The sequence below is a fragment of the Tessaracoccus sp. MC1756 genome, from assembly GCF_014164735.1.
In the GTDB taxonomy this organism is placed as follows: domain Bacteria; phylum Actinomycetota; class Actinomycetes; order Propionibacteriales; family Propionibacteriaceae; genus Arachnia.
In genome coordinates this window covers 372,878-393,999 of the sequence record NZ_JACJFZ010000002.1, presented here as the reverse complement: position 1 = coordinate 393,999, position 21,122 = coordinate 372,878, and the positions used below count along the sequence as shown (strand labels likewise).

Here is a 21,122-nt window from a genome sequence, read left to right as displayed (position 1 = left end):
TCCGGCGTCGGCTCAGCCCTCGGGCTCTGTGATGTCGGCAACGGTCGCGTCGAAGTGGGCGATGAGCGCGTCGCCGTCGATGGTCGCCGCAACCCCGTGTTCGCCGGCTCCGATGGAGACTGTGCGTCCCCGCACCAGCTCATCGGCCACCACGGGCAGCGGCGTCTTCGTGCCGAACGGCGTGATCGTGCCGCGCTCGAAACCGGTCACCTCGAGAGCCGCGTCCGCGTCGGGCATCGACAACCGTGACACGCCCAGCAGCGCGCGGAGCTTGGGCCACGAGATGGCGCGGTCTCCGGGGACCAACGCCAGGATGTGGTCACCTTCGCCGCGGCGCACGACCATCGTCTTGATGATGTCGCGAGGCTCGACGCCCCGTGCCGCGGCGGCCTCCGCCAGGGAGCGGACCCGCCCGTGCCGGGTGACGGTGTGGTCGATGCCTGAGGAGGCGAGCTCCTCGAGTGCGGGATTGGTCATTGCCTCAGCCCAGGGGCGCGCCGTGCGGAACAGCAGGGTCTGCGTGTCGTAGTAGGCGTCCGTGAGCCCGACGCGCCTCATACCGATGCGCTCGGCCACCCGCTGCGACGCGTAGTTCTCGGGATGCGTGACTGCCACCACCTCGGGAAGACCCGCTTCCAGGACGGCCCGGAGGGTGGCGTCGGCCGCCTCCGTGATGTAGCCGTTGCCCGTGTGTTCGGCCACCTGGCGCCAGCCGATCTCGATGTCGACCGCCTCGCCGCCTCCCGACGGGGGGATGGGCTTGACCATGATGATGCCCACTGCGGTGCCGGCGCTGGGACCCGTGGCCAGCTCGACGAGGGAGAAGCCGTGCACCGGGTGGTTCCGCAGCATCATGAACCGCTCGAGGTGGAGCCCGGCGGCGGCCAGGTCCGGCGTGGTCGCCGTCGGGATGAAGCGCTGCAGGTCCGGGTTCTGGTGGAGGAGGTAGACGAAGTCCAGGTCGTCGCCGGTGAACGCACGCAGGCGCAGACGTTCGGTGATGAGGGGGATCATCGCTGACTTTCCGACGCCAGGGGTTACTGCGCGGCCGGCGGTAGCAGGTCTTTGGCGTACCAGTCTGTGGCGTTCGGGTTGTCGTTGAACGGCTCCACCGAGTGGTATCCCTCTGCGCGGTACAGGCCGTTGGCGCTGTCGAGATCCGCGTTGGTGTCCAGCACCATGCGCTGCGCGCCCAGGGAGAGGGCCCGGCGCTCCAGTTCACGGAGAAACGCACGACCCAGGCCGGCACCCCGCGCTTCAGGGGCGATGTAGAGGTGCTTGACCTCCATACCTTCACCCTCGACGGGGCGGATCCCCCCGACGCCGACGGCCTCGCCGTCCCGTTCCGCCACGAGCAGCACGCCCTCGGAGAAATCGGCGGGCTTGGGCTGGTAGGCGGTCTCCTCGCCTGCCCACAGCGCGATGCGCTCGGCGAAGTACGCGTCGAGCAGGCGCGCGGCGGCGGGATCTGTCGAATCGGTGGCGCGGAACTGCAGCATGATCGAAACCCTAACGACTGGCTGGGGGCGGGTGCAGGTCGGTCAGTCCGCCGGACCGCACCTCACGCCGGTGGCGTGGTTCGGGCAGTAACCGCCCGGATTCTTGTGCAGGTACTGCTGGTGCTCAAGTTCGGCGTAGTAGAAGGTCTGGCCCGGGGTGATCTCGGTCGAGATCGGGCCGTAGCCCTCAGCCGTGAGCCGCTCCTGGAACGCGGCCCGGCTGCGCTCGGCTGCCGCCCGCTGCTCGTCGTCCACCGGGAAGATGGCGGAGCGGTACTGGGTACCCAGGTCGTTGCCCTGGCGGTAGACCTGCGTGGGGTCGTGGTTCTCCCAGAACAGCGTGAGCAGATCGTCGTAGCCCACCTTGGTGGGGTCGAAGACCACCTTGACCGTCTCGGTGTGTCCGGTGTGGCCGGTGCACGTCTCCTTGTAAGTGGGGTTGGGCGTGAAGCCGCCCATGTAGCCAGCGGCAGTGTTCAGCACGCCGTCGACCTGCCAGAACATGCGTTCCTCGCCCCAGAAGCAGCCCAGCGCGAAGTAGGCGACCTCGGCGCCTGCCGGCACCTCGTCAAGCGGGAGCCCGAGCACCTCGTGCCTGGGCATGGGGCTCAGGACCGGTGTGTCGCGGCCCTCGAGCGCTTCATCCTCCGTCACCATCTGAGGCGTGGACATGCGGGCGTTGAGCCAGGCCAGAACGTCAATCTCCATTCGCCAAGGCTACCCGGAGGCTGAGGAACGGACTAGGGCTGCTCCTCGTCCTCGCCGGTGATGATGCCGTAGAGACCGCGCAGAATCATGTAGGCACCCACGGCGCCACCCAGCACCCAGACCGAACGCCTGCCCAGCCCCACGTTCTCGTAACGCTTGCCGGGCTCCGGCTCCGCCTGCGGTACGTCGTCGGGGGTCTCGGGGTTGGCCGGCTCGGCCTGCTGCTCTTGCATGGAGTCAGTCTGCCAGGCTCCGCCGGCAGATGGCCCATCGATCTGAGGTGGCCGGCGACAGCGTGACACCGCTAGAGCCGCCAGTCGACGGGCTCCCCGCCCTGGTCCTCCAGCAGGCGGTTGGCGGTGCTGAAGGGGCGGGATCCGTAGAAGCCGGTGCGCGCGGACAGGGGCGACGGGTGCGCGCTGGCGATCACGGGCGTTTCGCCGAGTAGCGGTCCGGCCGACTGTGCGTCGCGGCCCCAGAGGATCGCCACGAGGGGACCGCCGCGCTGGGCGAGCGCGCGGACCGCGCAGGCGGTGACCTCTTCCCAGCCCTTGCCCCGGTGCGAGGCGGGCGCGCCCGGCCGCACCGTGAGCACACGGTTGAGGAGGAGAACTCCCTGCTCGAACCAGGCGGTGAGGTCGCCGTGCTTCGCCTGGGGGATACCCAGGTCGGTCTCCAGTTCGCGGTAGATGTTGCGCAGGCTGCCCGGGATGGGCCGCACGTCCGGGTTGACCGAGAACGAGAGCCCCATCGCGTGGCCCGGCGTGGGGTAGGGGTCTTGGCCGAGGATCAGCACCCGGACGTCCGCCAGGGGACGCGAGAAGGCGCGCAGGATGTGCTCGCCGGCAGGTAGATAGGTGAAGCCGTTGGCCAACTCCGCGCGTAGGAACTCACCCATGGCGGCGATGTTGTCCTCGACGGGGGCGAGGGCCTCCGCCCAGTCCGGCGCCACGAGGTCCGGGAGTGGTGTGCGCATACATCCAACCTTGGCACAGGCGTGGACCCGTAGTCGGGCCGTCCGAGCAGTTCTTAACCCCTCAGGGAAAGCCCAGGGTTTCGAAAGCTGCACGATCGCTTTTCATTATGGAAAAGGGGGATAGCATTTTCACCATGAGCAACGCAGATCTGGGTCCAATTCTGGACGACCTGGCGGCCGGGCGCATCGACGCCGGCGAGGCCGCCACCCGCATCGAGGCCGCCAAGCGAGCGGCAGCAGGGGACAGCCCCGAGGACATCCCGCAGGACACCACCACGAAGGGTGGCCCCAAGGCCGGCGGGCTGTCCCGCGTCTCGGTCACCGCAGTGGGGCGCCGGGTGCGTATCGAGGGCGACCCCTCGGTGAGCACCCTCACGATCGACGGGCCGCACGTGCTCCGCCGCGTGGGCACCGTCATGGAGGTCAACTCCACCGGAGAGTTCGGGCCCAGCTTCACGGGTTTCTCGCTGATCCGCCCGCCCCGCAACCTCGACGACCTGCGCGATATCTCGCTGGGCAAGGAACTCGTGGTCAAGGTCAATCCCAACCTCATCGTCGACGCGGAGGTCACCACCGGCGGGCTCCGCACGGTGGGGGTGCCCCGGCTGGGCCGCATCCGCGTGACGGCGGGCGGCTCCACCCTCGAAGACGTGCAGGAGGTGGAGGACCTGCTCAGCCAGGCCGGCGGCATCGCCGTCGAGGGGCCCATCAGCCTCGGCCGCTCGCGCCTGAAGGTGGAGTCGGGCACCCTCACCATCCACCTCACCAAGGGCGCCAACGTGACCATCCGAGGCGAGGCGAGGCTCGGGCGGATCAGCTGGCCCGATGGGGGCGACAAGGTCGACGAGTACGTGGTCGGCAACGGCTCCGCGCGGCTCGACATCGCCGTCGTCATGGGCATGGCAACCATCAAGGCGGATGAGTGACATGGCGAAGCACCTCTACCACCCGCCGGCGGACTGCCCGGTCTGCGGCGACCAACTCATCACCACCCGCAAGGGATGCCTCCATTGCGGCACGGAGATCGCCGGTGAGTTCGCCAGCTGCGAGTTCTGCTCGCTGAGCGAGGCGGACCTCACGCTGCTGAAGGTCTTCCTCGCCTCCCGCGGCAACCTGCGGGAGGTCGAGAAACACCTCCAGGTGTCGTACCCCACGGCGCGCGCGCGTCTCGACGCGGTCCTGGCCAAGCTGGGCCTCGACCCTGCGGATCCCGCCGCCCAGCCGGCTCCCGCCCATCAGGAACGGCCTGAGCAGGACGGTACGGAGCAGCAGTCGGAGTACGGCGACGCCGTGGACGGCAGCCTGACGCCGGAGGAGCAGATCCTCGCCCGCGTCGCGCGCGGCGAGCTCAGCCCCGAGCTGGCCGCCCAACTGCTGGGCGACTGACCCGGCGCACGCGCCCACAACGAACAGGGCCGCCGTCCCTCTGGACGGCGGCCCCGGTGTTCCTGAGGCGAACTAGAGGGCCGACACCTGCGTGATCCGGACCATCAGCTCCTTACCGTTGGGCGCCGTGTAGCGCACCTCGTCGCCGACCTTGGCGCCGAGGATGGCAGCGCCCATCGGTGACTGTGGGGAGAAGACGGAATGCTCCACCGAATCATCGGTGCCGAGCACCTCGCGCGAGCCGAGGAGGAAGGTGTCAGTGTCGCCGTCGTCGCCGTCGTAGGCGACCGTGATGATCTTGCCGGGGGCCACCTCGTCTGCGGCGCCTTCAGGTTCGCCCACCTGCGCGCGGCGAAGGAGATCCTCCAGTTGGCGGATCCGGCCTTCCATCTGACCCTGCTCTTCGCGGGCGGCGTGATACCCACCATTCTCGGACAGGTCGCCCTCTTCACGGGCGGCAGCGATCCGTGCGGTCACCTCTTCGCGGCCGACGGTCCTGAGCTCGTTCAATTCGGCCTCGAGCTTGTCGTAGGCCTCCTGGGTGAGCCACACCACATCAGTAGCTGTTTCGGACATTGAGCCAGCCTATCAGCCGACCAGGCGGCAGCCTTCGATTCTGATGGCGGTCGCTTCTTTCACCGTTGTGAGGGTCACGTCGATGTTGGTGAGCTTGTCAGTGCCCGGTGGCACCTGCACGATGCGCTCGGCGACGGTCTCGTAGCTCTCCGCCTGGGCGTACATCCGGCACTCCGCGGCCTCCGACGGGTCTTTGCGCTGGACGACCACCTCGGCGGTGATCTCCGTGGCCGACGACACCTCGAAGCTGCGGATCATCGCGACGACATCGGGGTTGGAGTTGCGCACGCCCGACAACACGGCCAGCAGGATGGCCGTCAGCACGGCGACGGCGGCCAGACCTCCCAGCAGGTAGTCGGCGGGGCTCGCCTTGGGGTAGCGGGCCTTGATGCGGGCTTCGTCGGTGGTCACGGCACCCATTGTGCCCTGAGACGGGCATGGTACTGATCCGGGGGAGGGCACAATACAGTCCATGTCCACCGCCGCCGCTCCCCACCTGAGGCTGTTGCACGTCCACGCCCACCCAGACGACGAGTCGAGCAAGGGCGCTGCCACCACGGCGAAGTACGTGGCCGAGGGCGTCGAGGTGATGGTGGCCACCTGCACCGGCGGTGAGCGGGGCTCGATCCTGAACCCGAAGCTCGCCGGTGATCCGGACATCGAGCACAACATCGCGGAGATCCGCCGCGACGAAATGGCCAGGGCCCGCGACATCCTCGGCATCCAGCAGGTGTGGCTGGGTTTCGTCGACTCCGGTTTCCCGGAGGGCGACCCCCTCCCGCCGCTGCCCGAAGGCTGCTTCGCGCTCGAGGACCCGCAGGTGGCGGCGGGCCGGCTGGTGCGGATCATCCGGAGTTTCCGCCCGCACGTCGTCACCACCTACGACGAGCAGGGTGGCTACCCGCACCCCGACCACATCCAGTGCCACCGGATCACCGTCGAGGCCTTCCGGGCCGCGGCCGATCCGTACCAGTGGCCCGAGCACGGCACGCCCTGGCAGGCCGCCAAGTTGTACTACCACATGAGTTTCCACCGGAAGCGCTTCGAGCAACTCGAGGCCGCCATGCACGAGCACGGCCTGGAATACAGCGTGCCCACCCGTGACAACGACCCGTACTCCTACGGCCGGCTCACCACGTTCGTGCCGTGCGCCGACTACTTCCCCGTCCGCGACGAGGCGCTCAAGGCCCACGCCACCCAGATCGACCCCGACGGCCCGTGGTTCGCCGTCCCGCTGGCCATCCAGCAGATGGGCTGGCCCACCGAGGACTACCAGCTCGTCGTGTCGAAGGTGCCCACGATGATCCCGGAGGACGACCTGTTCGCCGGCCTGCGGCCCGAGACGCTGGTGCCGGAGTTCATGATCTGACGCGCGAGGCCTTCGAGTGGAGCAGGTAGGCCGCAATCACGCCGCCGGCGGCGCCACCCAGGTGGGCCTGCCAGCTGACGCCGGGCGCGCCGGGGAGCACCCCCAGCAGCACGGTGCCGTACAGCGCGAACACCACCACGGCGAGCAGGATCTGCGAGATCTTCCGGGTGAAGATGCCCCGCACGAGGAGGTAGGTGAGGTAGCCGAAGATCACGCCGGACGCACCCGCCGTGATGGTGCCGGCGGCCGAGAGCAGCCAGGCGGTGAGTCCGGAGACGACGGCGCTCAGGACGGTCGTCACCACCCAGCGGATCGCCCCTGAGAGGTAGGTCAGCACGCCCAGCACCAGGAACGGCACGGAGTTGCTGATGAGGTGCGCCCACCCGAAGTGCAGGAGGGGCGCCCACACGATGTTGGGGAGGTCCGAGACCTCGCGCGGTTCGATGCCATAGGAGTCGAGCGCGTTGAGCGTCACCGCGTCGAGGATCTCAAGCGCCCACATCACGGCGAGCAGGCCGCCCACCGCGAGTAGGGCGGCGGCCAGCGGGGAACGGGTGGTCCGGGCTTCGCTCATGTCCCCATTGTGTCCGACGCGCCGACAGCCCGGACCCGCCACATGGGGTCCGGGGGCCCACCGGATACCCTTGGGGACTATGGTCAACCGCCTTGCCCAGTCGTCCAGCGACTACCTCCGCCAGCACTCCCACCAACTCGTCGACTGGTGGGAATGGTCCGACGAAGCACTGGCCAGCGCGCGTGAACTGGAACGTCCCATCCTGCTGTCCGTGGGCTACGCGTCGTGCCACTGGTGCCACGTGATGAGCCACGAGTCGTTCGACGACCCGGAGGTCGCCGAGTACATCAACGACCACTTCGTGGCCATCAAGGTGGACCGCCAGCAGCACCCCGACGTCGACGCGGTGTTCATGACAGCCACCCAGGCGATGAACAACGGTTCGGGCGGCTGGCCCATGACCGCGTTCCTGACGCCCGAGGGCAAACCCTTCTTCACCGGCACCTACTTCCCGCCGGAGGCTGCCCCCGGCATGCCGTCGTTCCGGCAGGTGCTGGAGTCGATGGCCGACGCGTGGCACCACCGCCGCGACAAGGTGCGCGGCTCTGCGGAGTACCTCGTCAACGTGCTGTCCTCCCGCGAGGAGACCGTCGCGGGGGAAACGCCGGATCTGCGCAAGGCGATCGACGACGTCGAGGCCGCCTTCGACGTCATCCACGGCGGCTTCGGCACCCAGCCGAAGTTCCCCAACCCCACGCTGCTGGACGCGCTCCTGGTCAAGGGTGACCCGCGCTCCCTCGAGATCGCGCAGCGCAGCCTGGAGCACATGGCCCGCGGCGGCATCTACGACCAGGTGGGCGGCGGGTTCCACCGCTACTCGGTGGACCCGGGATGGGTGGTGCCGCACTTCGAGAAGATGCTCTACGACAACGCGCTCCTGCTGGGCACCTACGTGCGCGGCTGGCGTCGCACCGCAGATCACGATGGTGGGCTGCGCGCGCTGTTCGAGCGCACCGCCTACGGCATCGTCGAATGGCTGGAGCGGGAGATGGTCAGCGAGCAGGGGGCGTTCATCTCCGCACTCGACGCGGACTCCTGTGACATCCGCGGCGCCGTGCACGAGGGCATCTTCTACCTCTGGAACCCCGAACTGCTCGTCGATGCGCTGGGCGCCGAGCTCGGTGACTGGGCCGCGGACGTCTTCCACGTCACCAAGGGCGGCACCTTCGAAGACGGCCTCTCCACGCTGCAGTTGCGTGGCCGGCCTGACTACGCGCGACTCGACGAGGTCGCCGGCAAGCTCCTGGAAGAGCGCGAGACGCGCTTCCGGCCCGCGTCGGACAACATCGTGGTCGCCGCCTGGAACGGCTGGATGGTCTCCTCACTGGTCACGGGCGCGATGATCTTCGGCGAGAGGGGCTGGCTGGAACTCGCGATCCGCGCCGCGGAGTACCTGGCCGGGGTGCATCTGGTCGACGGTGAGCTGCGCCGCACCTCGCGCGACGGGGCGGCTGATGCCGCCGTCGGTGGCGCTGAGGACTTCGGCGCGGTGGCTGAAGCCTTCGCGCTTCTGGCCGGAGCCACCGGCGACTCGGCGTGGTTGCGCAGGGCCGAGGCCGTCCTGGAGCGGGCCGACGAGCTCTTCAGCCACGCCGACGGCGGGTTCTACGACTCCGTCGACACCGGCCTGTTCGAGCGCCCGCGTTCCCTCACCGACAACGTGTCGCCCAGCGGCACCTCTGCTCTGATCGCCGCGCTGCGCGTGGTGGCACAGTTGGCTGAACGTCCGGACTTCAGCGACCGCGCAGACCGCGCCGCCCGCACCACCTGGGCGAGCGTGGCCGAGCACCCACGGTTCGCCGGCGCGTCGCTGGCAGACCTGCTGGTCTCCGACGAGGCGCGGCGTGGCCTCAAGCCCGCGGTCGCCGTCGTGGTGAGCGACGACCCGTTCGGCGAGCTGGCCCGCGCGTCCTGGCGCCTCGCCCCGGCGGGGTCCTATGTGGTCACGGCCCCTGAGGGCGCCGAGGGGTGGGGGTCGCACTTCGAGCAGCGACCCGGCGGGTTCGTCTACGTCTGCCGGGGCACCGTCTGCTTCGATCCGGTGGATGACTACAACGACCTCAAGACGCCGCTGTGGTCCCGCGTCTGACGCTTCCTTGCCTCACCGCCGTGAGCAATTGGATAGGGTCGTGATGCGACACGCCGAGGAATCTGTGCGAAACCGGGCGTGACCCCATCCAATTGCTCACGGAGGCGGCGAAGATGCAGCGCTTGAACTGGACCGACGGCACCTGGACCACCCCGCCGGTGGAGGCCCGCGAGGAGGGTACTGACCTCCTTGTCACGGCCGCCGAGAAGTCCGACGCCTGGCGCATCACCTCCTACGGGTTCGAGCGCTACAACGCGCACGCCCTCGTCGCGCCCCTTCCCCAGGACACCGCGATGGAGGTGGTCTTCACGGCGAACTTCGACGAGCAGTTCGATCAGGCGGGCATCTTTCTCACCGCCGGTCCCGACGCGTGGGTGAAGGCCGGCGTGGAGTTCGCGGATGGGCACCCCATGGTGGGAGCGGTGGTGACCAACCCGCTCTCCGACTGGTCGACGTCGCCCGTCGACGAGTGGCAGGGGAGGAGGGTCCGGGTGCGGTTGTCCCGCTCCGGCGACGCGGTCACCGTCCGGGCGGGCCTCGACGGTGGTGAACTGCGGCTGGTCCGGCTCGCCGCCTTCCCCGCCGACGCGGAGGTGCAGGCAGGCCCGTTCACCTGCGCGCCCGAGCGCGACGGCCTGACGGTGCGCTTCCACGAGTGGTCGTTAGGCGCGGCAGACGCTTCATTGCACTGATCGGTAGCGGCCGGCCCACCGGAGTGCCGACAGTGGCTGGCTACAGGAACGACAGGTCGGTACGTGCGACGCTGTAACCCTCGGAGCGCAGGTCGTCGGCCACCTCGTCGGCATAGTCGCCGGGCAGCACGAGGGCATCACCCCGGAGTGAGGTGATGTCGCCGTCGTACTTGAGGATCAGCGACTTGGGGAACCACTCCAACATCCGCGCCTGCAGCCACGCAGGGTAGTAGCGGTCCGCCACCCCCGGGATGGCGTCGGGATTGAACGGCTCCGTGAGATCGATGTTGTCCATCGTCATGCCCAGGTTCTTCTCGACCAGGTACTGGTACTCGTACGGGTCCATCAGTTCCTTGAACTCCGCCCACGTGGTGGCGTTGTTCAGCGCCCGGCGGATGCGGGCGACATTGTGGGCCTCGTCGCGGCGCGCGAAGACTGCCTGGCCGAACTCGTTGTTGGTCGTGTACAGGATCTCCATGGCCACTCCTTGTCACAGCGTGCTCGTTGTGGCTTCCAGGCTAGCCCGCGCCTCGACGGAGCGGCGCCCGACAGCACCGACTCGGGCGGGAAGGGTCAGCTGGCGACCAGGATCTCGCAGTCGTCGCACCACCGCGTGGCCAACGACACCCGGATGAAGCACGACGGGCAGACGAGGCCCGTGGGGGTGACGCGCTCGGCGTCGTACTTGACGGGGGCTTTTGCCTTCGGGGTTGCAGCCACACGGGGAGTCCGCGTGGCTGCTGCCGCTGGCAGGGCCTGAGCCTTCACCGGGGCCGCCTTGGGGCGGGTCAACTTGTTGCCCATGGGATCCAGTTCTGCCACAAGGCCTTCGGCGGCCTGGGCCGCGTCATCTGCCGTGGTCTCCTGACGCCACCACCACGAGACGCGGTGCTCCGCCTTGTGGGCCGCGTTCATCAGGTTGTTGATCGTGGCCGGGCCGCCGTCCGTCGTGGACGGGGAGACGACGGAGTAGTCCCCGTGCGTGTTCGAGACGCTGGCCAGATCATCGGTATGGCCGAGGTAGACGACCTTGTCAGCGACAACCCAGGCGAAAAGACCGGGGCCGGCGGCCGTCGACGGCTCCACCACGAGCTGGCAGAACGGACCGGCCTTTGGAGCTATCGGAATGCGGAGGTCCCAGTCTGTCACCTTGACCTTCGACGGGGTGAATTCAAGTTCCTTCAATTGCTCCGTGTGCCGCATGCCGCTTCCTCCCGCAACGGCGATCTTTGGATCGCCGTCTTCACGATAAACCGCGAGGTGGGGTCGCGTCATCCTGAGGGCGTGTCGGATGTGCGTTTCAGACGGTGTGTCGGCGGATGATTTCCAGGAATGTGGGATTCGGTTGAGCGTTCGGATGAATCTCCTGCAGCGCCCGCAGCGCCTCGGCGGCAGGCACGCCCAGCGCCTCAGCGGCGTAGAGGGACGCCACCGTGGGGGTCCGCGACTGCCCGGACACGCAGTGGATCAACACCGTCAGCCCCTCGGCCCGCAGGCTGGCCACGATGTGGGCAGCCTCCGTGAGCACATGGTCGAGGTGTGGGTTGTCCTCGTAACCGCGGTCTGAGAGCCAGACCTCGATGCGGTTGTCCGGCGCGATGCCCTTGGCCAGCTCGTCCGCGTCCGAGGGTCGGCAGAGCGAGACCACCGCGTCGATGCCCTCAGGTGGCGTGGATCCGGCGCGGTAGCCGCCCACGAAGAGGCCGCTGTCCAGCGGGTGCTGGAAGAAGTTGTCCAGGCCCGGTTGCACGGTGTAATCGGCGGGGAAGATCTGCGCGGCCATCTCCTTGAGGTCTTTCGCGCGGAGCCCCGGCCAGCCGTGCAGACGGCGGGTCCACTGCAGGGGGATGGCCGAGTAGCCCCACCTGGCTCCCAACAGCCCACCGGCGATGGCCGCGACGGTGTCTGTGTCGTGTCCGACCCTGACCGCGTTCTCCAACGCCAGGCGGAAGTGATCAGCCGGGTCCTCCAGGGGGACCGGCGTCTGCACGATGGCGGCGTAGGCCGCCTGCAAAGCGTGCACTGTCCAGCCGTTCTTCGAGAACGTGGCCGGGGGCAGCGTCTCCGCCTCGTCGAGGCGCTCCGCCCAGTAGTTGCGGCGCTCCTTCGGGATGTAGTGGAGTGCCTCCCGCACGCCGTCGAAGTTCTCCAACTGGACGGCGTGGGCGATGGCGATCGACCAGATCACGCACGCGTCGCCCGCGATGGGGTCTGCGTGCGTCAACTCCGCGATGCGCCGTGCCACGCTCGCCACGATGAGCGGCGTGGTGTCGAACAGCGCGACGGGAGCCGTGCGCATGAGGGCGCCGTTGCCCGCGCTGCGGGTGGGATTGGAGGCGAAGTACTGCCGCGCCGCCTGCGTCAGGTCGTCGGCGTACCCGGCGTCTGCCATGCGCATGACGGCGCGGGTCTGGACACCCACGTCCGGCGGGTTGCTGGCGATCCAGGCCCCGAAGTTCGTGGCGATGGCGTCGCGGGCCTGAGCCGTGCGGGGATCCATCCGCTGGTTGAAGACGTGCGCGATACACACCGCCATCGACGTGTCGTCCGTCCACTCGCCGGGGGCGAAATCGCCCAGCCCGCCGCCGATCATGCTCACCGGCGCATCCGGGGCAAGCGTGGGCCCGAACTCGTAGCCGGCGCCCAGCGCATCCCCGACGGCGGTGCCGACGAGCAGGCCCGCGGCCCGGTCCCGCGAGACGTGGAACGCCCGCTGGGGGCGCCAGGCCAGGGAGGCGGCGAGCGCCCCGGGCAGGTCGTGGCCGAGGACCTCGACGAGGCCCCGGGCCGTGGCCAGGGCAGCGGCCTCGATGTCCTCCTCGCGGCCGCCCTCGATGCCGATCCACCAGTTCAGCATGCGGTCATCAGGGCGGGTGAAGCCCAACTGTTCCAGCGCTGCGCACTGTTCCTCGGTGAGCTGCACGTCCTCGTCGTCGATGTAGGAGTTGGACTCGATCTCAATGATCAGGTCGTCCCCGTCCGAGGCCATCTGGTAGTACCCCCAGACCAGATCGATGACCTTGCTGTCATCGGTGCCGTGCACCTCACGTAGCAGACCCGCGATCGCATCGCGTAGGTCCAGGATGTTCTCAGTATTCAAAGCCGTCCTCCTTGCCCCCGTTATTGGCTTGTGTTTCCACGGTAGGGCCGGCGTCTGACATTTCCGCTCGGCGCTCGGCACTGCGTCCTTCTCCCGGGTCGGGGCAGCGTCGACGACGGGGGACCGCTATGTTTCTTGTACCACGACACAAGGGGGGTGCCTGGTGCCACCGAAGACACAGCGGCCGCCGCTGCCGGACGTCGGCCAACCCCTCGTGCAGACGCGTGACCTGAGCAAGATCTTCCGCGTCGGCGACTCCCGGGTGGTCGCCCTGAACCGGATCAACCTCACCATCCCGCGGGGCAGCTTCACCGCCGTCGTGGGCACCTCCGGTTCCGGCAAGTCGACGCTGCTGAACATGCTCGGCGGCCTCGAGAAGCCGACGGCGGGCGAGGTGTTCGTCGCAGGCCAACCGCTGCACAGGTTCAGCGAGTCCCAACTGGTCACCTACCGCCGCGAGCAGGTGGGCTTCATCTTCCAGTCCTTCAACCTGCTGCAGTCGCTCACCGCACTCGACAACGTCGCGATGCCCTTGAGCTTCCGGGGCATCCCGAAGCGCACCCGGCAGGCGCGCGCCCGGGCGATCCTCACGCAACTCGGGCTCGCCGGGCACCTCCATCACAAACCGAGCCAGCTCTCCGGCGGCCAGCAGCAGCGCGTCGGCATCGCCCGCGCCATGGCCGTCCAGCCCACCCTCGTCTTCGCCGATGAGCCCACCGGCAACCTTGATTCGCGCACCTCCGAGGAGACGCTGCGCCTCTTCCGCGCCGTCATCCAGCGCTTCCAGCAGACGTGGATCATGGTCACCCACGACCACCACCTGGCTTCGTTCGCCGACACGATCATCAGCATCGGGGACGGCCGCATCACCGACATCTCCCAGACGGAACACGCCCAGACGGGCCCCGTCGTCACTACCCAGAAGGTCGCGCCATGAAGATGATCCACCGCCTCATGCTCGTGCTGATGATGGTGTCCAGCCTGAGCCTCATCCCGCTCGCCAGCGCGGCGGGGGACCCCACCACGGACGGTGGCGTACAGGGCGACGGCGGCACCGAGGGTGCGCCGTCGGGCGAACCACCCGCGCCTCCCGTCGTCGTGCCGGGCGTGTCCACGCCCCGCGTGATCCTGTCGGGGTTCACGACGAACCCGGCGGAGGTGCAGGCCGGCGACGACTTCCAGGTCACCTTCACGCTGCGCAACACCTCCACGAAGACGCGCGTGCAGAACATGTTGGTCACGCTGACGTCGGCCGACGCGGCCTTCCTGCCGGCCAACGGCTCGTCGTCGCTGTACCTCAACCGCATCGGTGCCGACCAGATCGAGTCAGGCACGATGAACTTCCACTCGCTGCCCTCCCTGGAGGAGAAGCCGTACCAGCTGACGATCAGCATCGAGTACGAGGACAGCCAGGCCAACGCCTACTCGGCCCAGGAGACGGTCTCCATCCAGGTCAAGCAGAACATCCGCGCGGATGCGTCGGCCCCGCAGTTGCTGCCGCCGCAGTTGACGATGGGTCAGGACGCCTCGCTGACCTTCAGCATCTTCAATCAGGGCAAGACCAAGCTCTACAACGCCAAGGCCTCCATCGCCGAGGGCCAGCCCATCGTCGGTCACGAGGTGTTCGTCGGCACTGTCGACGCCGGGGCCAGCGGAGCCGTCGACATGACGGTGCAGGCGGTGGAGGAGGCCGCCGGGCCGGTGACCGTCACCGTGTCCTATGAGGACGTTGACGGCAACGTGAGCACCATGGACAAGACCCTCGAGGTCGCCGTGATGGCACCCGTGCCGATGGAGGAGCCGGGCCAGTGGGAGGAGCCCATGCCGGAGGAGGGCGCGGGTTTCCCCTGGATCCCGCTGCTTGTCGGCGGCGGCCTGCTCCTGCTGTTCCTGATCATGGCGGTGCTCGCCGTCCGGCGTCGTCGGCGCAGGCGCGCCGAGACGGAGGACATGGAGTCGCTGGCGGCACTCGGCGACCCGCTCATCGGCGCGGAAGTCCGCTGAGCCCTCGATGCGTTGGTCCGATCTCCTCGCGACGAGCTTCGCGAGTCTGCGTCAGCGACTGTTCCGCACGTCGCTGACGGTGCTGGGCGTGCTCATCGGCACCACCGCGGTGATCGTGATGGTGTCGCTGGGGGTGGGGCTCTCGTCGAGTTTCACGGCCCAGTTCCAGAACATCAACCTGCGCCAGGTGTCCGTGAGCGGGGCCCCGGCGCCCGAACAGGTGGGCGTCGGCGGGCCCACCAAGATGAACGAGGCCATGCGCACCTTCCTGGCGTCGACGCCGGGTGCGACGGCCGTGTGGCCCGTGTACCTGGCCGACCTGGAGATCAGTGTCGGCACCACCAAGCAGTACCTCCAGATTCAGGGCCTCCCAGCCGAAGCCTTCCCGGAGATGGAGCTCGAGCTCGCGTGGGGCGAAATGCCGCAGCAGGGCACGTTCGGCCTGCTGCTGGGCGACAAGGTGGACGAGCAGTTCTGGGACCCGATGACCGGCATGCCCATGGACATCGACTTCAGGACCCAGACCCTCTTCGGCACGGTCACCACCTGGGGGGAGTACGGCCCCGTGCCGATCGACGGCGCCCCGGCGCCCGGCGACGACCCGGCGGCGCCCCCGAAACCTGCGAAGCGGCACATCCTGCCTGTCATCGGCGAACTCCACAGCGACCTCGCGGAAGACCAGTGGGGACCGTACTCGACGTCGGTGTGGGCGGATCTCGACGGCATGATCGAGTGGCTACGGAAGGCGATGCCGGGTAAGGCGTTGCCGAACCAGCCCGCCACATCGGACGGGAAGCCGCTGGGCAAGGACTTCATCTACACCGAGTTCAAGGTGCTGACAGACAGCCCGGAGGACGCGGAGGCGGTGCTCAACACGCTGCGGGACCAGGGCTATCAGGCATATGCGGAGATCGAGTGGATCCGGCAGTCGCAGGAACAGGGGCTGATCATCCAGGCGGTGTTCGGCGGCATCGGTTTCATCTCGCTGCTGGTGGCGGCCATCGGTATCGCCAACACGATGATGATGAGCGTCTACGAGCGCACCAGGGAGATCGGCATCATGAAGGTGATGGGAGCCGCCCTCGGCGACATCCGCAAGATGTTCCTGATCGAGGCCTCGAGTATCGGCTTCTTCGGCGGCCTCATCGGGCTGTTGTTGTCGCTGGGCGTCTCCGCGGTGCTGAACGCCACCCTGGGATCGCAGATGGTCACCGGTTCCGAGGGTGGCCAGGTGTCGATCATCCCCGTGTGGTTGATGGTGGGGGCCGTCGGCTTCGCCACCCTGATCGGTACCGTCGCCGGCGTGCTGCCGGCGCAGCGCGCGATGAAACTCAGCCCGCTGGCCGCCATTCGCGCCGAGTAGGGGACCGTCACCGGAATTCGGAGGGAGATACCTGCCACATCCCGCTCTATACGGGCGATGTGGCTGGAATCTCCCTCCGAATTCCAGTCTGTGCCGGGTGGCCGTCAGCCGAGTGAGTCGACCTCCAGCATGTCGGTGACCAGCGCCGCGATCTGCGAACGCTCGGAGCGGGTCAGAGTGACGTGCGCGAAGAGGGGATTGCCCTTCAGCTTCTCGATCACGGCGACCACTCCGTCGTGGCGACCCACCCGGAGGTTGTCCCGCTGGGCGACATCGTGCGTCAGCACCACCCGCGAGTTCTGGCCGACCCTGGACAACACCGTCAGGAGGACGTTGCGCTCCAGCGACTGGGCCTCGTCCACGATGATGAACGCGTCGTGCAAGGACCGGCCGCGGATGTGGGTCAGCGGCAGCACCTCGATCATGTCCTGTTCGAGCAACTCGTCGATGACGTACTTGTTGGTGACCGCCGACAGGGTGTCGAACACCGCTTGGCCCCAGGGCTGCATCTTCTCTTCCGCGCTGCCCGGGAGGTAGCCGAGCTCCTGACCGCCCACCGCGTAGAGCGGCCGGAAGATCATCACCTTGGTGTACTTGCGCTGCTCCAGCACCGCGTCGAGGCCCGCGCAGAGCGCCAGCGCCGACTTGCCGGTGCCCGCCCGGCCGCCCAGGGAGACGATGCCGATGGAGTCGTCCATGAGGATCTCGAGTGCAACCCGCTGCTCTGCAGAGCGGCCGCGTAGACCGAAGACCTCGCGGTCGTGCTTGATGAGCTTCAGGTCCCCGTTGGGCAACTTGCGGGCCAGCGCCGACGAACCAGGGGCATTGACCACCACGCCGGAGTGGACGCAGATGTCGTCCGCGGCCGCTGTGGTGAGCACGCCGTCTGAGTAGAGGGAATCGACGTCCTCCGAGGTGACCGCGACCTCCGCCATGCCCGTGTGCCCGGTGTGGACCGCCAGGTCGTTGCGGTACTCCTCGGCGGCGAGCCCGACGGCCGCTGCCTTCACTCGGAGCGGCACGTCCTTGGTGACCAGCACCACGTCGTGGCCCTCGTTGGCGTAGTTGAGCGCGACGGCGAGGATGCGGGTGTCGTTGTCGCCGAGGCGGAAACCGGGCGGGAGCGCTTCCTCGTTGCTGTGGTTCAACTCGACCCGCAAATTTCCGCCCTGGTCATTGGTGGGCAGCGGGGTGTCGAGACGGCCGTGTTCGACGCGGAGGTCGTCGAGGAGGCGAAGTGCTGAGCGGGCGAAGAAGCCCAGTTCGGGGTGGTGGCGCTTCGCTTCGAGCTCCGTGATGACCACGATCGGCAGGATGACGTTGTGCTCCTTGAAGCGCAACATCGCCTTCGGGTCTGAAAGGAGGACGGAGGTGTCGACGACGTAGGTCTTGATGGCCGTGATGGGCTGCGCAGCGGTGGGGGAAGTCTGCTGGTCTGACAGGTTGAGCACGTTTGCTCCCTTCGCGGGGGCGACGCTCTTGCCTGCCCCCGTCCTGAGGTCAGGGGACCGGATCTTCAGTGATGGAGCGATTCTCCATGCCTAGACAGTAACGCGCCGGCGGGGCAACGGGAAGACCTGAATGACAATGGTGTGATTAGGAATCCCGCGCCGGTGCCGAGACCAGCCTGAACTGGACGCGGTTGTCGCCGTGCGCCGTGTCGATGCTGCGGTTCACCACCGCTTCCGCCTGCGACCACACGTCGGTGGTCGGGTCGAGCACCGCCAGGTAGACCTGGTGCTCCGCGAGCGACCGGACGGCGGCCTGCACGTCGTCGTCCGTCACCACCAGGTGGTGCGTCGGGCCGGGGCCGTTCTCGAAGTGCCAGACGTTCCTGCCCGCGAGCGCCTCGATGGTCGCTTCGCCGACGGCCATGTGGTCCGCCTGGTTGGGCATGCCGGGTTCCCACTGTGGGCCCCGGTAGGTGGAGATGACGACGTCGATGGGGTGGGATTCGGTGGCGTGGCGGATGGCGTCGGCGAGGCCTGGGGTGTCTGCCAGCCTGCCGTCTGGGAGGTCGAGCCAGATCAACCTGCTGACGCCCACATGGGCGGCCGCGCGGCGCTGCTCCTCCTCGCGGAGCGGGCCGGCCTCGGCCGGCGACATCCCCTGGATGCCGGCCTCGCCGCTGGTGGCCAGGAGGTAGGTGACCTGCTTCCCCTCGCGCGTCCACCTGGCCACGGCAGCTGCGATGCCGTACTCCGGGTCGTCGGGATGCGCGACGACGACCACTGCATGATTCCAGCTGGTGGGAAAGAGGTCCGTCATGGAGCCAATCTACCGGCGGCACGTGGCATGGGGATCAGAAAATGGCCAGCCCGATGGCGATCGCGTGGAGCACTGCGGCGACGATCGTGCAGGCATGGAACACCTCGTGGAAGCCGAACCAGGTGGGCGACAACTGCGGCCGCTTCGTCCCGTACGCGAGGGCCCCCACCGAGTAGACGAGCCCGCCGCCCAACAGCAGTAGCACCACCGCGGGGCCGCCCTCCGCCCAGAACTGGTTGAGCCACCCGACGGCTGCCCACCCCATGGCCACGTAGAGCAGCGTGTAGAACCAGCGGGGCGCCGACAACCAGGTGACGCGGAAGAGCACCCCGAGCACGGCGATCGACCAGATCAGGATCAGCAGGGCCCGGCGGGAGCTGCCGTCCAACAGCGCGAGCGTCAGGGGGGTGTAGGTGCCGGCGATGAAGACGAAGATGTTGGAGTGGTCGATGCGGCGGAAGATCGCGTTGGTCCTGTCGGACCAGTTCCCGCGGTGGTACACGGCGCTGGTGCCGAAGAGCTGCACTGCGGCCAGCGTGTAGACGGCGGCGCCGATACGGGCCGTGAGGTCCGGTGCGAAGGTGGTGAACGCCAGGCCGACGATGAACACGATGGGCGACATCCCCAGATGCAGCCACCCCCGCAGCTTCGGTTTCGTGCCCGCCGTCGTTGACAGCTCACCGCCCTGGAGGGGGGCTTCCGAGCTGGGCCGTTCGCTCGGCTGCGGGGTGGTCCCGGTGCCTGCTTCGACGGTGGAGGAGTCGTTCATGGTCAGACCTACGCTTCCGTAACTTACGCAACCGTAGGTTAACGCGTTGCGCGCCGATTTCCAACACGATTCCATCACTCGAGCATCGGCGTCGCCCGGCAGACCCGCTGTCCGTCCTCCAGATGGGGTCACCCCCTCATTTCGGCGGGGGTCACGTCATCTGTAGGACACCTGTCGGGTTGGTTCGGGGAGGCGTACCTGCCGGGCCCTTGACGCGATGCCCTAGGCTTCTCGCATGTCACTTGCGCGCCCGCTCAGCGAGCGGTGGTGGCCGCCCAAATGGCTGTACGCCACCTACGAGCGGGGCGTGCTGGACAAGCTGGACAAGGCGTCGCTCCCCCAACACGTGGCCGTCCTCGCCGACGGTAACCGTCGGTGGGCCCGGATGAACGCACCCGGTGAGCCCCTCGTCGCAGGTTACCGGGCGGGCGCGGGCAAGCTCCGCGAGTTCGTGGAGTGGTGCGAGGACGCCGGCATCAAGGTCATCACGCTGTGGGTGCTCAGCACCGAGAACCTCAGCCGTGGTGAGGAGGCGGAACTCGCCCCGCTGCTGCAGGTCATCCAGGATCTCGTGCGCGACCTCGCCGCCCGGAAGCGCTGGCGCGTGCAGGTGGTGGGAGCCCTTGACCTGTTGGACGACGAGTGCGCCCAGTCGTTGCGCGCGGCCTCCGCGTCGACGGAGGACATCGCCGGCATGGTGGTCAACGTCGCCGTCGCCTACGGCGGCCGCCACGAACTGCGCGACGCCGTGCGCTCCCTGCTCGCCGAGAAGGCCTCACAGGGCGCCACGCTGGAAGAGGTGGCGCAAACGCTGGAGATCGACGAGATCTCCGAACACCTCTACACGAAGGGTCAGCCGGATCCCGATCTGATCATCCGTACCTCCGGCGAGCAGAGGCTCTCGGGCTTCCTGTTGTGGCAGTCGGCGCACAGCGAGTTCTACTTCTGCGAGGCGCTGTGGCCGGACTTCCGCCGCGTCGACTTCGTCCGCGCCCTGCGGGCCTACGCCCAGCGCGAGCGTCGCTTCGGGCGCTGATCCCCGCGTCGTCCGGTCGATGGCATTGCGACGTCCGGCGGCCCGGCAGGTGTGAGTTGTGCAGCGGACTAGCTGCACAACTTCACCCAGCCCGGGGTGGCTCGGCGCGTGCGGCTGGGCGCAGGTGGCTGTCGGAGGCGGCGGCTGGGTAGGGTGGCGCGCATGGCTCGCAACCCGAAGGCCCGCGGTAGGGACATGATCATCTCCTTGGCGGTCATCGCTGTTCCGGTGCTGCTGGTCATCATCTTCTTCACCTCCACGCCAAAGGAGGAGGTCGAACCCATCGATCTGGGCCCCTTCATCACCCGGGCGGAGGCGGAGTCGCCGTTCCCGGTGCTGGTGGCCGGCAACCCGGGGGCGGGCTGGGTCCCGGTCCGCGCCGCCTGGGCCCAGAAGGGCCAGCCGTGGATCACCACGGAGCCCGCGGTAGGTAACTCGTGGCAGGTGGGATACCTCTCACCGGACGAGATCTACTACGGCGTCCTGCAGCGCGACGAGTCCGCCCGGGAACTGGTACGCAGTGGCACCCGCGAGGGCAACGAGATCGGCGAGGAGACGACGCTCGCCGGCCGTGACTGGTCCCGCTACGAGAGCAAGGACGGCCGTACGCGCAGCCTCGTCAACGAGCAGGACGGCGTGACGACGGTGGTCTCGGCGGACACCGACTTCCCGGAACTCGAGGCCTTCACCTCCACCCTCGTGGAGCGATAGGC

The 21,122-nt window shown here is 68.3% G+C and carries 24 protein-coding genes; 10 read left to right on the top strand and 14 right to left on the bottom strand.

Annotated elements, in window-relative coordinates; all coding sequences use genetic code 11:
* Positions 1-12 precede the first annotated feature (12 nt).
* The 5 genes from H5393_RS07235 to H5393_RS07215 all read right to left on the bottom strand — a co-directional run bounded on the left by H5393_RS07235 (position 13) and on the right by H5393_RS07215 (position 3,183).
* Positions 13-1,014 (bottom strand): GNAT family N-acetyltransferase, encoded by a 1,002-nt coding sequence (locus tag H5393_RS07235; protein WP_182766085.1) that lies wholly within the window; start codon positions 1,012-1,014, stop codon positions 13-15.
* A 23-nt stretch (positions 1,015-1,037) separates the two neighbouring features.
* A complete protein-coding gene (locus H5393_RS07230; protein ID WP_182766084.1) occupies positions 1,038-1,499 on the bottom strand; it encodes a GNAT family N-acetyltransferase in 462 nt (153 codons plus the stop codon).
* Between the two features lie 42 nt (positions 1,500-1,541).
* Positions 1,542-2,207: a peptide-methionine (S)-S-oxide reductase MsrA gene (msrA, locus tag H5393_RS07225; RefSeq protein ID WP_182766083.1), complete on the bottom strand. Its 666-nt coding sequence runs from the start codon at positions 2,205-2,207 to the stop codon at positions 1,542-1,544.
* Between the two features lie 32 nt (positions 2,208-2,239).
* Positions 2,240-2,440, bottom strand: coding sequence for a hypothetical protein (locus H5393_RS07220; protein ID WP_182766082.1), 201 nt, complete (start codon positions 2,438-2,440; stop codon positions 2,240-2,242).
* A gap of 71 nt (positions 2,441-2,511) precedes the next feature.
* Positions 2,512-3,183 carry a uracil-DNA glycosylase gene (locus H5393_RS07215; protein WP_182766081.1) on the bottom strand — a complete coding sequence of 224 codons (672 nt, stop codon included), beginning with the start codon at positions 3,181-3,183 and terminating at the stop codon, positions 2,512-2,514.
* 134 nt (positions 3,184-3,317) lie between these two features.
* On the opposite strand from H5393_RS07215, the gene H5393_RS07210 reads away from it, so the two are divergent.
* Complete coding sequence (locus tag H5393_RS07210; protein ID WP_182766080.1) at positions 3,318-4,109, top strand: hypothetical protein; 792 nt, start codon at positions 3,318-3,320, stop codon at positions 4,107-4,109.
* 1 nt (position 4,110) lies between these two features.
* Positions 4,111-4,569, top strand: coding sequence for a DUF2089 domain-containing protein (locus tag H5393_RS07205; protein WP_182766079.1), 459 nt, complete (start codon positions 4,111-4,113; stop codon positions 4,567-4,569).
* A 72-nt stretch (positions 4,570-4,641) separates the two neighbouring features.
* Here the strand turns inward: H5393_RS07205 and greA are convergent, their stop codons facing one another.
* Together greA and H5393_RS07195 are read right to left on the bottom strand one after the other, a co-directional pair.
* Positions 4,642-5,145, bottom strand: coding sequence for a transcription elongation factor GreA (gene greA, locus H5393_RS07200; RefSeq protein WP_182766078.1), 504 nt, complete (start codon positions 5,143-5,145; stop codon positions 4,642-4,644).
* Positions 5,146-5,157: 12 nt separating this feature from the next.
* Positions 5,158-5,556 (bottom strand): DUF4307 domain-containing protein, encoded by a 399-nt coding sequence (locus H5393_RS07195; protein ID WP_182766077.1) that lies wholly within the window; start codon positions 5,554-5,556, stop codon positions 5,158-5,160.
* 61 nt (positions 5,557-5,617) lie between these two features.
* On the opposite strand from H5393_RS07195, the gene mca reads away from it, so the two are divergent.
* Positions 5,618-6,514: a mycothiol conjugate amidase Mca gene (gene mca, locus H5393_RS07190; RefSeq protein WP_182766076.1), complete on the top strand. Its 897-nt coding sequence runs from the start codon at positions 5,618-5,620 to the stop codon at positions 6,512-6,514.
* Here the strand turns inward: mca and H5393_RS07185 are convergent.
* Positions 6,504-7,037 carry a rhomboid family intramembrane serine protease gene (locus H5393_RS07185; RefSeq protein WP_182766385.1) on the bottom strand — a complete coding sequence of 178 codons (534 nt, stop codon included), beginning with the start codon at positions 7,035-7,037 and terminating at the stop codon, positions 6,504-6,506. The genes mca and H5393_RS07185 overlap by 11 nt on opposite strands.
* 130 nt (positions 7,038-7,167) lie before the next feature.
* On the opposite strand from H5393_RS07185, the gene H5393_RS07180 reads away from it, so the two are divergent.
* Positions 7,168-9,177, top strand: a complete 2,010-nt coding sequence (locus H5393_RS07180; RefSeq protein WP_182766075.1) for a thioredoxin domain-containing protein — start codon at positions 7,168-7,170, stop codon at positions 9,175-9,177.
* Between the two features lie 113 nt (positions 9,178-9,290).
* Entirely contained in the window at positions 9,291-9,869 is a 579-nt protein-coding gene (locus H5393_RS07175; RefSeq protein ID WP_182766074.1) for a DUF1349 domain-containing protein, read from the top strand.
* A 40-nt stretch (positions 9,870-9,909) separates the two neighbouring features.
* Here the strand turns inward: H5393_RS07175 and H5393_RS07170 are convergent, their stop codons facing one another.
* The 3 genes from H5393_RS07170 to H5393_RS07160 all read right to left on the bottom strand — a co-directional run bounded on the left by H5393_RS07170 (position 9,910) and on the right by H5393_RS07160 (position 12,969).
* The gene (locus H5393_RS07170; RefSeq protein ID WP_182766073.1) at positions 9,910-10,347 is read right to left on the bottom strand and encodes a hypothetical protein; all 438 of its coding nucleotides are present in this window, start codon (positions 10,345-10,347) and stop codon (positions 9,910-9,912) included.
* A gap of 95 nt (positions 10,348-10,442) precedes the next feature.
* Positions 10,443-11,072, bottom strand: a complete 630-nt coding sequence (locus tag H5393_RS07165; protein ID WP_182766072.1) for a hypothetical protein — start codon at positions 11,070-11,072, stop codon at positions 10,443-10,445.
* A gap of 97 nt (positions 11,073-11,169) precedes the next feature.
* Positions 11,170-12,969: an ADP-ribosylglycohydrolase family protein gene (locus tag H5393_RS07160; RefSeq protein WP_220488254.1), complete on the bottom strand. Its 1,800-nt coding sequence runs from the start codon at positions 12,967-12,969 to the stop codon at positions 11,170-11,172.
* A gap of 163 nt (positions 12,970-13,132) precedes the next feature.
* Here H5393_RS07160 and H5393_RS07155 point away from each other — a divergent pair, with 163 nt between their 5' ends.
* From H5393_RS07155 to H5393_RS07145, 3 genes are read left to right on the top strand one after another with little or no spacing between them, the layout of a single operon-like run.
* Positions 13,133-13,906: an ABC transporter ATP-binding protein gene (locus tag H5393_RS07155; protein WP_370585948.1), complete on the top strand. Its 774-nt coding sequence runs from the start codon at positions 13,133-13,135 to the stop codon at positions 13,904-13,906.
* Positions 13,903-14,973 carry a COG1361 S-layer family protein gene (locus tag H5393_RS07150; protein ID WP_182766071.1) on the top strand — a complete coding sequence of 357 codons (1,071 nt, stop codon included), beginning with the start codon at positions 13,903-13,905 and terminating at the stop codon, positions 14,971-14,973. The genes H5393_RS07155 and H5393_RS07150 overlap by 4 nt, the downstream gene beginning before the upstream one ends.
* A 7-nt stretch (positions 14,974-14,980) precedes the next feature.
* Complete coding sequence (locus H5393_RS07145; RefSeq protein ID WP_182766070.1) at positions 14,981-16,336, top strand: ABC transporter permease; 1,356 nt, start codon at positions 14,981-14,983, stop codon at positions 16,334-16,336.
* Positions 16,337-16,440: 104 nt separating this feature from the next.
* Here the strand turns inward: H5393_RS07145 and H5393_RS07140 are convergent, their stop codons facing one another.
* The 3 genes from H5393_RS07140 to H5393_RS07130 form a co-directional block, all read right to left on the bottom strand.
* Positions 16,441-17,679 carry a PhoH family protein gene (locus H5393_RS07140; protein WP_182766382.1) on the bottom strand — a complete coding sequence of 413 codons (1,239 nt, stop codon included), beginning with the start codon at positions 17,677-17,679 and terminating at the stop codon, positions 16,441-16,443.
* 253 nt (positions 17,680-17,932) lie between these two features.
* The gene (locus tag H5393_RS07135; protein ID WP_182766069.1) at positions 17,933-18,604 is read right to left on the bottom strand and encodes a PIG-L deacetylase family protein; all 672 of its coding nucleotides are present in this window, start codon (positions 18,602-18,604) and stop codon (positions 17,933-17,935) included.
* A gap of 34 nt (positions 18,605-18,638) precedes the next feature.
* Entirely contained in the window at positions 18,639-19,373 is a 735-nt protein-coding gene (locus H5393_RS07130) for a hemolysin III family protein (RefSeq protein WP_182766068.1), read from the bottom strand.
* 235 nt (positions 19,374-19,608) lie between these two features.
* Between H5393_RS07130 and H5393_RS07125 the strand changes: the two genes are divergently transcribed.
* On the top strand, positions 19,609-20,409 hold the full coding sequence (locus H5393_RS07125; RefSeq protein ID WP_182766067.1) for an isoprenyl transferase: 801 nt from the start codon (positions 19,609-19,611) through the stop codon (positions 20,407-20,409).
* A 162-nt stretch (positions 20,410-20,571) separates the two neighbouring features.
* Positions 20,572-21,120: a DUF4245 domain-containing protein gene (locus tag H5393_RS07120; RefSeq protein WP_182766066.1), complete on the top strand. Its 549-nt coding sequence runs from the start codon at positions 20,572-20,574 to the stop codon at positions 21,118-21,120.
* Positions 21,121-21,122 lie beyond the last annotated feature (2 nt).

Excerpts from the sequence above, each read along its gene's own strand:
- H5393_RS07235 (WP_182766085.1), bottom strand. The coding sequence starts at position 1,014 with ATGATCCCCCTCATCACCGAACGTCTGCGCCTGCGTGCGTTCACCGGC.
- H5393_RS07230 (WP_182766084.1), bottom strand. The coding sequence starts at position 1,499 with ATGCTGCAGTTCCGCGCCACCGATTCGACAGATCCCGCCGCCGCGCGC.
- msrA (WP_182766083.1), bottom strand. The coding sequence starts at position 2,207 with ATGGAGATTGACGTTCTGGCCTGGCTCAACGCCCGCATGTCCACGCCT.
- H5393_RS07220 (WP_182766082.1), bottom strand. The coding sequence starts at position 2,440 with ATGCAAGAGCAGCAGGCCGAGCCGGCCAACCCCGAGACCCCCGACGAC.
- H5393_RS07215 (WP_182766081.1), bottom strand. The coding sequence starts at position 3,183 with ATGCGCACACCACTCCCGGACCTCGTGGCGCCGGACTGGGCGGAGGCC.
- H5393_RS07210 (WP_182766080.1), top strand. The coding sequence starts at position 3,318 with ATGAGCAACGCAGATCTGGGTCCAATTCTGGACGACCTGGCGGCCGGG.
- H5393_RS07205 (WP_182766079.1), top strand. The coding sequence starts at position 4,111 with ATGGCGAAGCACCTCTACCACCCGCCGGCGGACTGCCCGGTCTGCGGC.
- greA (WP_182766078.1), bottom strand. The coding sequence starts at position 5,145 with ATGTCCGAAACAGCTACTGATGTGGTGTGGCTCACCCAGGAGGCCTAC.
- mca (WP_182766076.1), top strand. The coding sequence starts at position 5,618 with ATGTCCACCGCCGCCGCTCCCCACCTGAGGCTGTTGCACGTCCACGCC.
- H5393_RS07180 (WP_182766075.1), top strand. The coding sequence starts at position 7,168 with ATGGTCAACCGCCTTGCCCAGTCGTCCAGCGACTACCTCCGCCAGCAC.
- H5393_RS07175 (WP_182766074.1), top strand. The coding sequence starts at position 9,291 with ATGCAGCGCTTGAACTGGACCGACGGCACCTGGACCACCCCGCCGGTG.
- H5393_RS07170 (WP_182766073.1), bottom strand. The coding sequence starts at position 10,347 with ATGGAGATCCTGTACACGACCAACAACGAGTTCGGCCAGGCAGTCTTC.
- H5393_RS07165 (WP_182766072.1), bottom strand. The coding sequence starts at position 11,072 with ATGCGGCACACGGAGCAATTGAAGGAACTTGAATTCACCCCGTCGAAG.
- H5393_RS07150 (WP_182766071.1), top strand. The coding sequence starts at position 13,903 with ATGAAGATGATCCACCGCCTCATGCTCGTGCTGATGATGGTGTCCAGC.
- H5393_RS07145 (WP_182766070.1), top strand. The coding sequence starts at position 14,981 with ATGCGTTGGTCCGATCTCCTCGCGACGAGCTTCGCGAGTCTGCGTCAG.
- H5393_RS07140 (WP_182766382.1), bottom strand. The coding sequence starts at position 17,679 with ATGTTGCGCTTCAAGGAGCACAACGTCATCCTGCCGATCGTGGTCATC.
- H5393_RS07135 (WP_182766069.1), bottom strand. The coding sequence starts at position 18,604 with ATGACGGACCTCTTTCCCACCAGCTGGAATCATGCAGTGGTCGTCGTC.
- H5393_RS07130 (WP_182766068.1), bottom strand. The coding sequence starts at position 19,373 with ATGAACGACTCCTCCACCGTCGAAGCAGGCACCGGGACCACCCCGCAG.
- H5393_RS07125 (WP_182766067.1), top strand. The coding sequence starts at position 19,609 with ATGTCACTTGCGCGCCCGCTCAGCGAGCGGTGGTGGCCGCCCAAATGG.
- H5393_RS07120 (WP_182766066.1), top strand. The coding sequence starts at position 20,572 with ATGGCTCGCAACCCGAAGGCCCGCGGTAGGGACATGATCATCTCCTTG.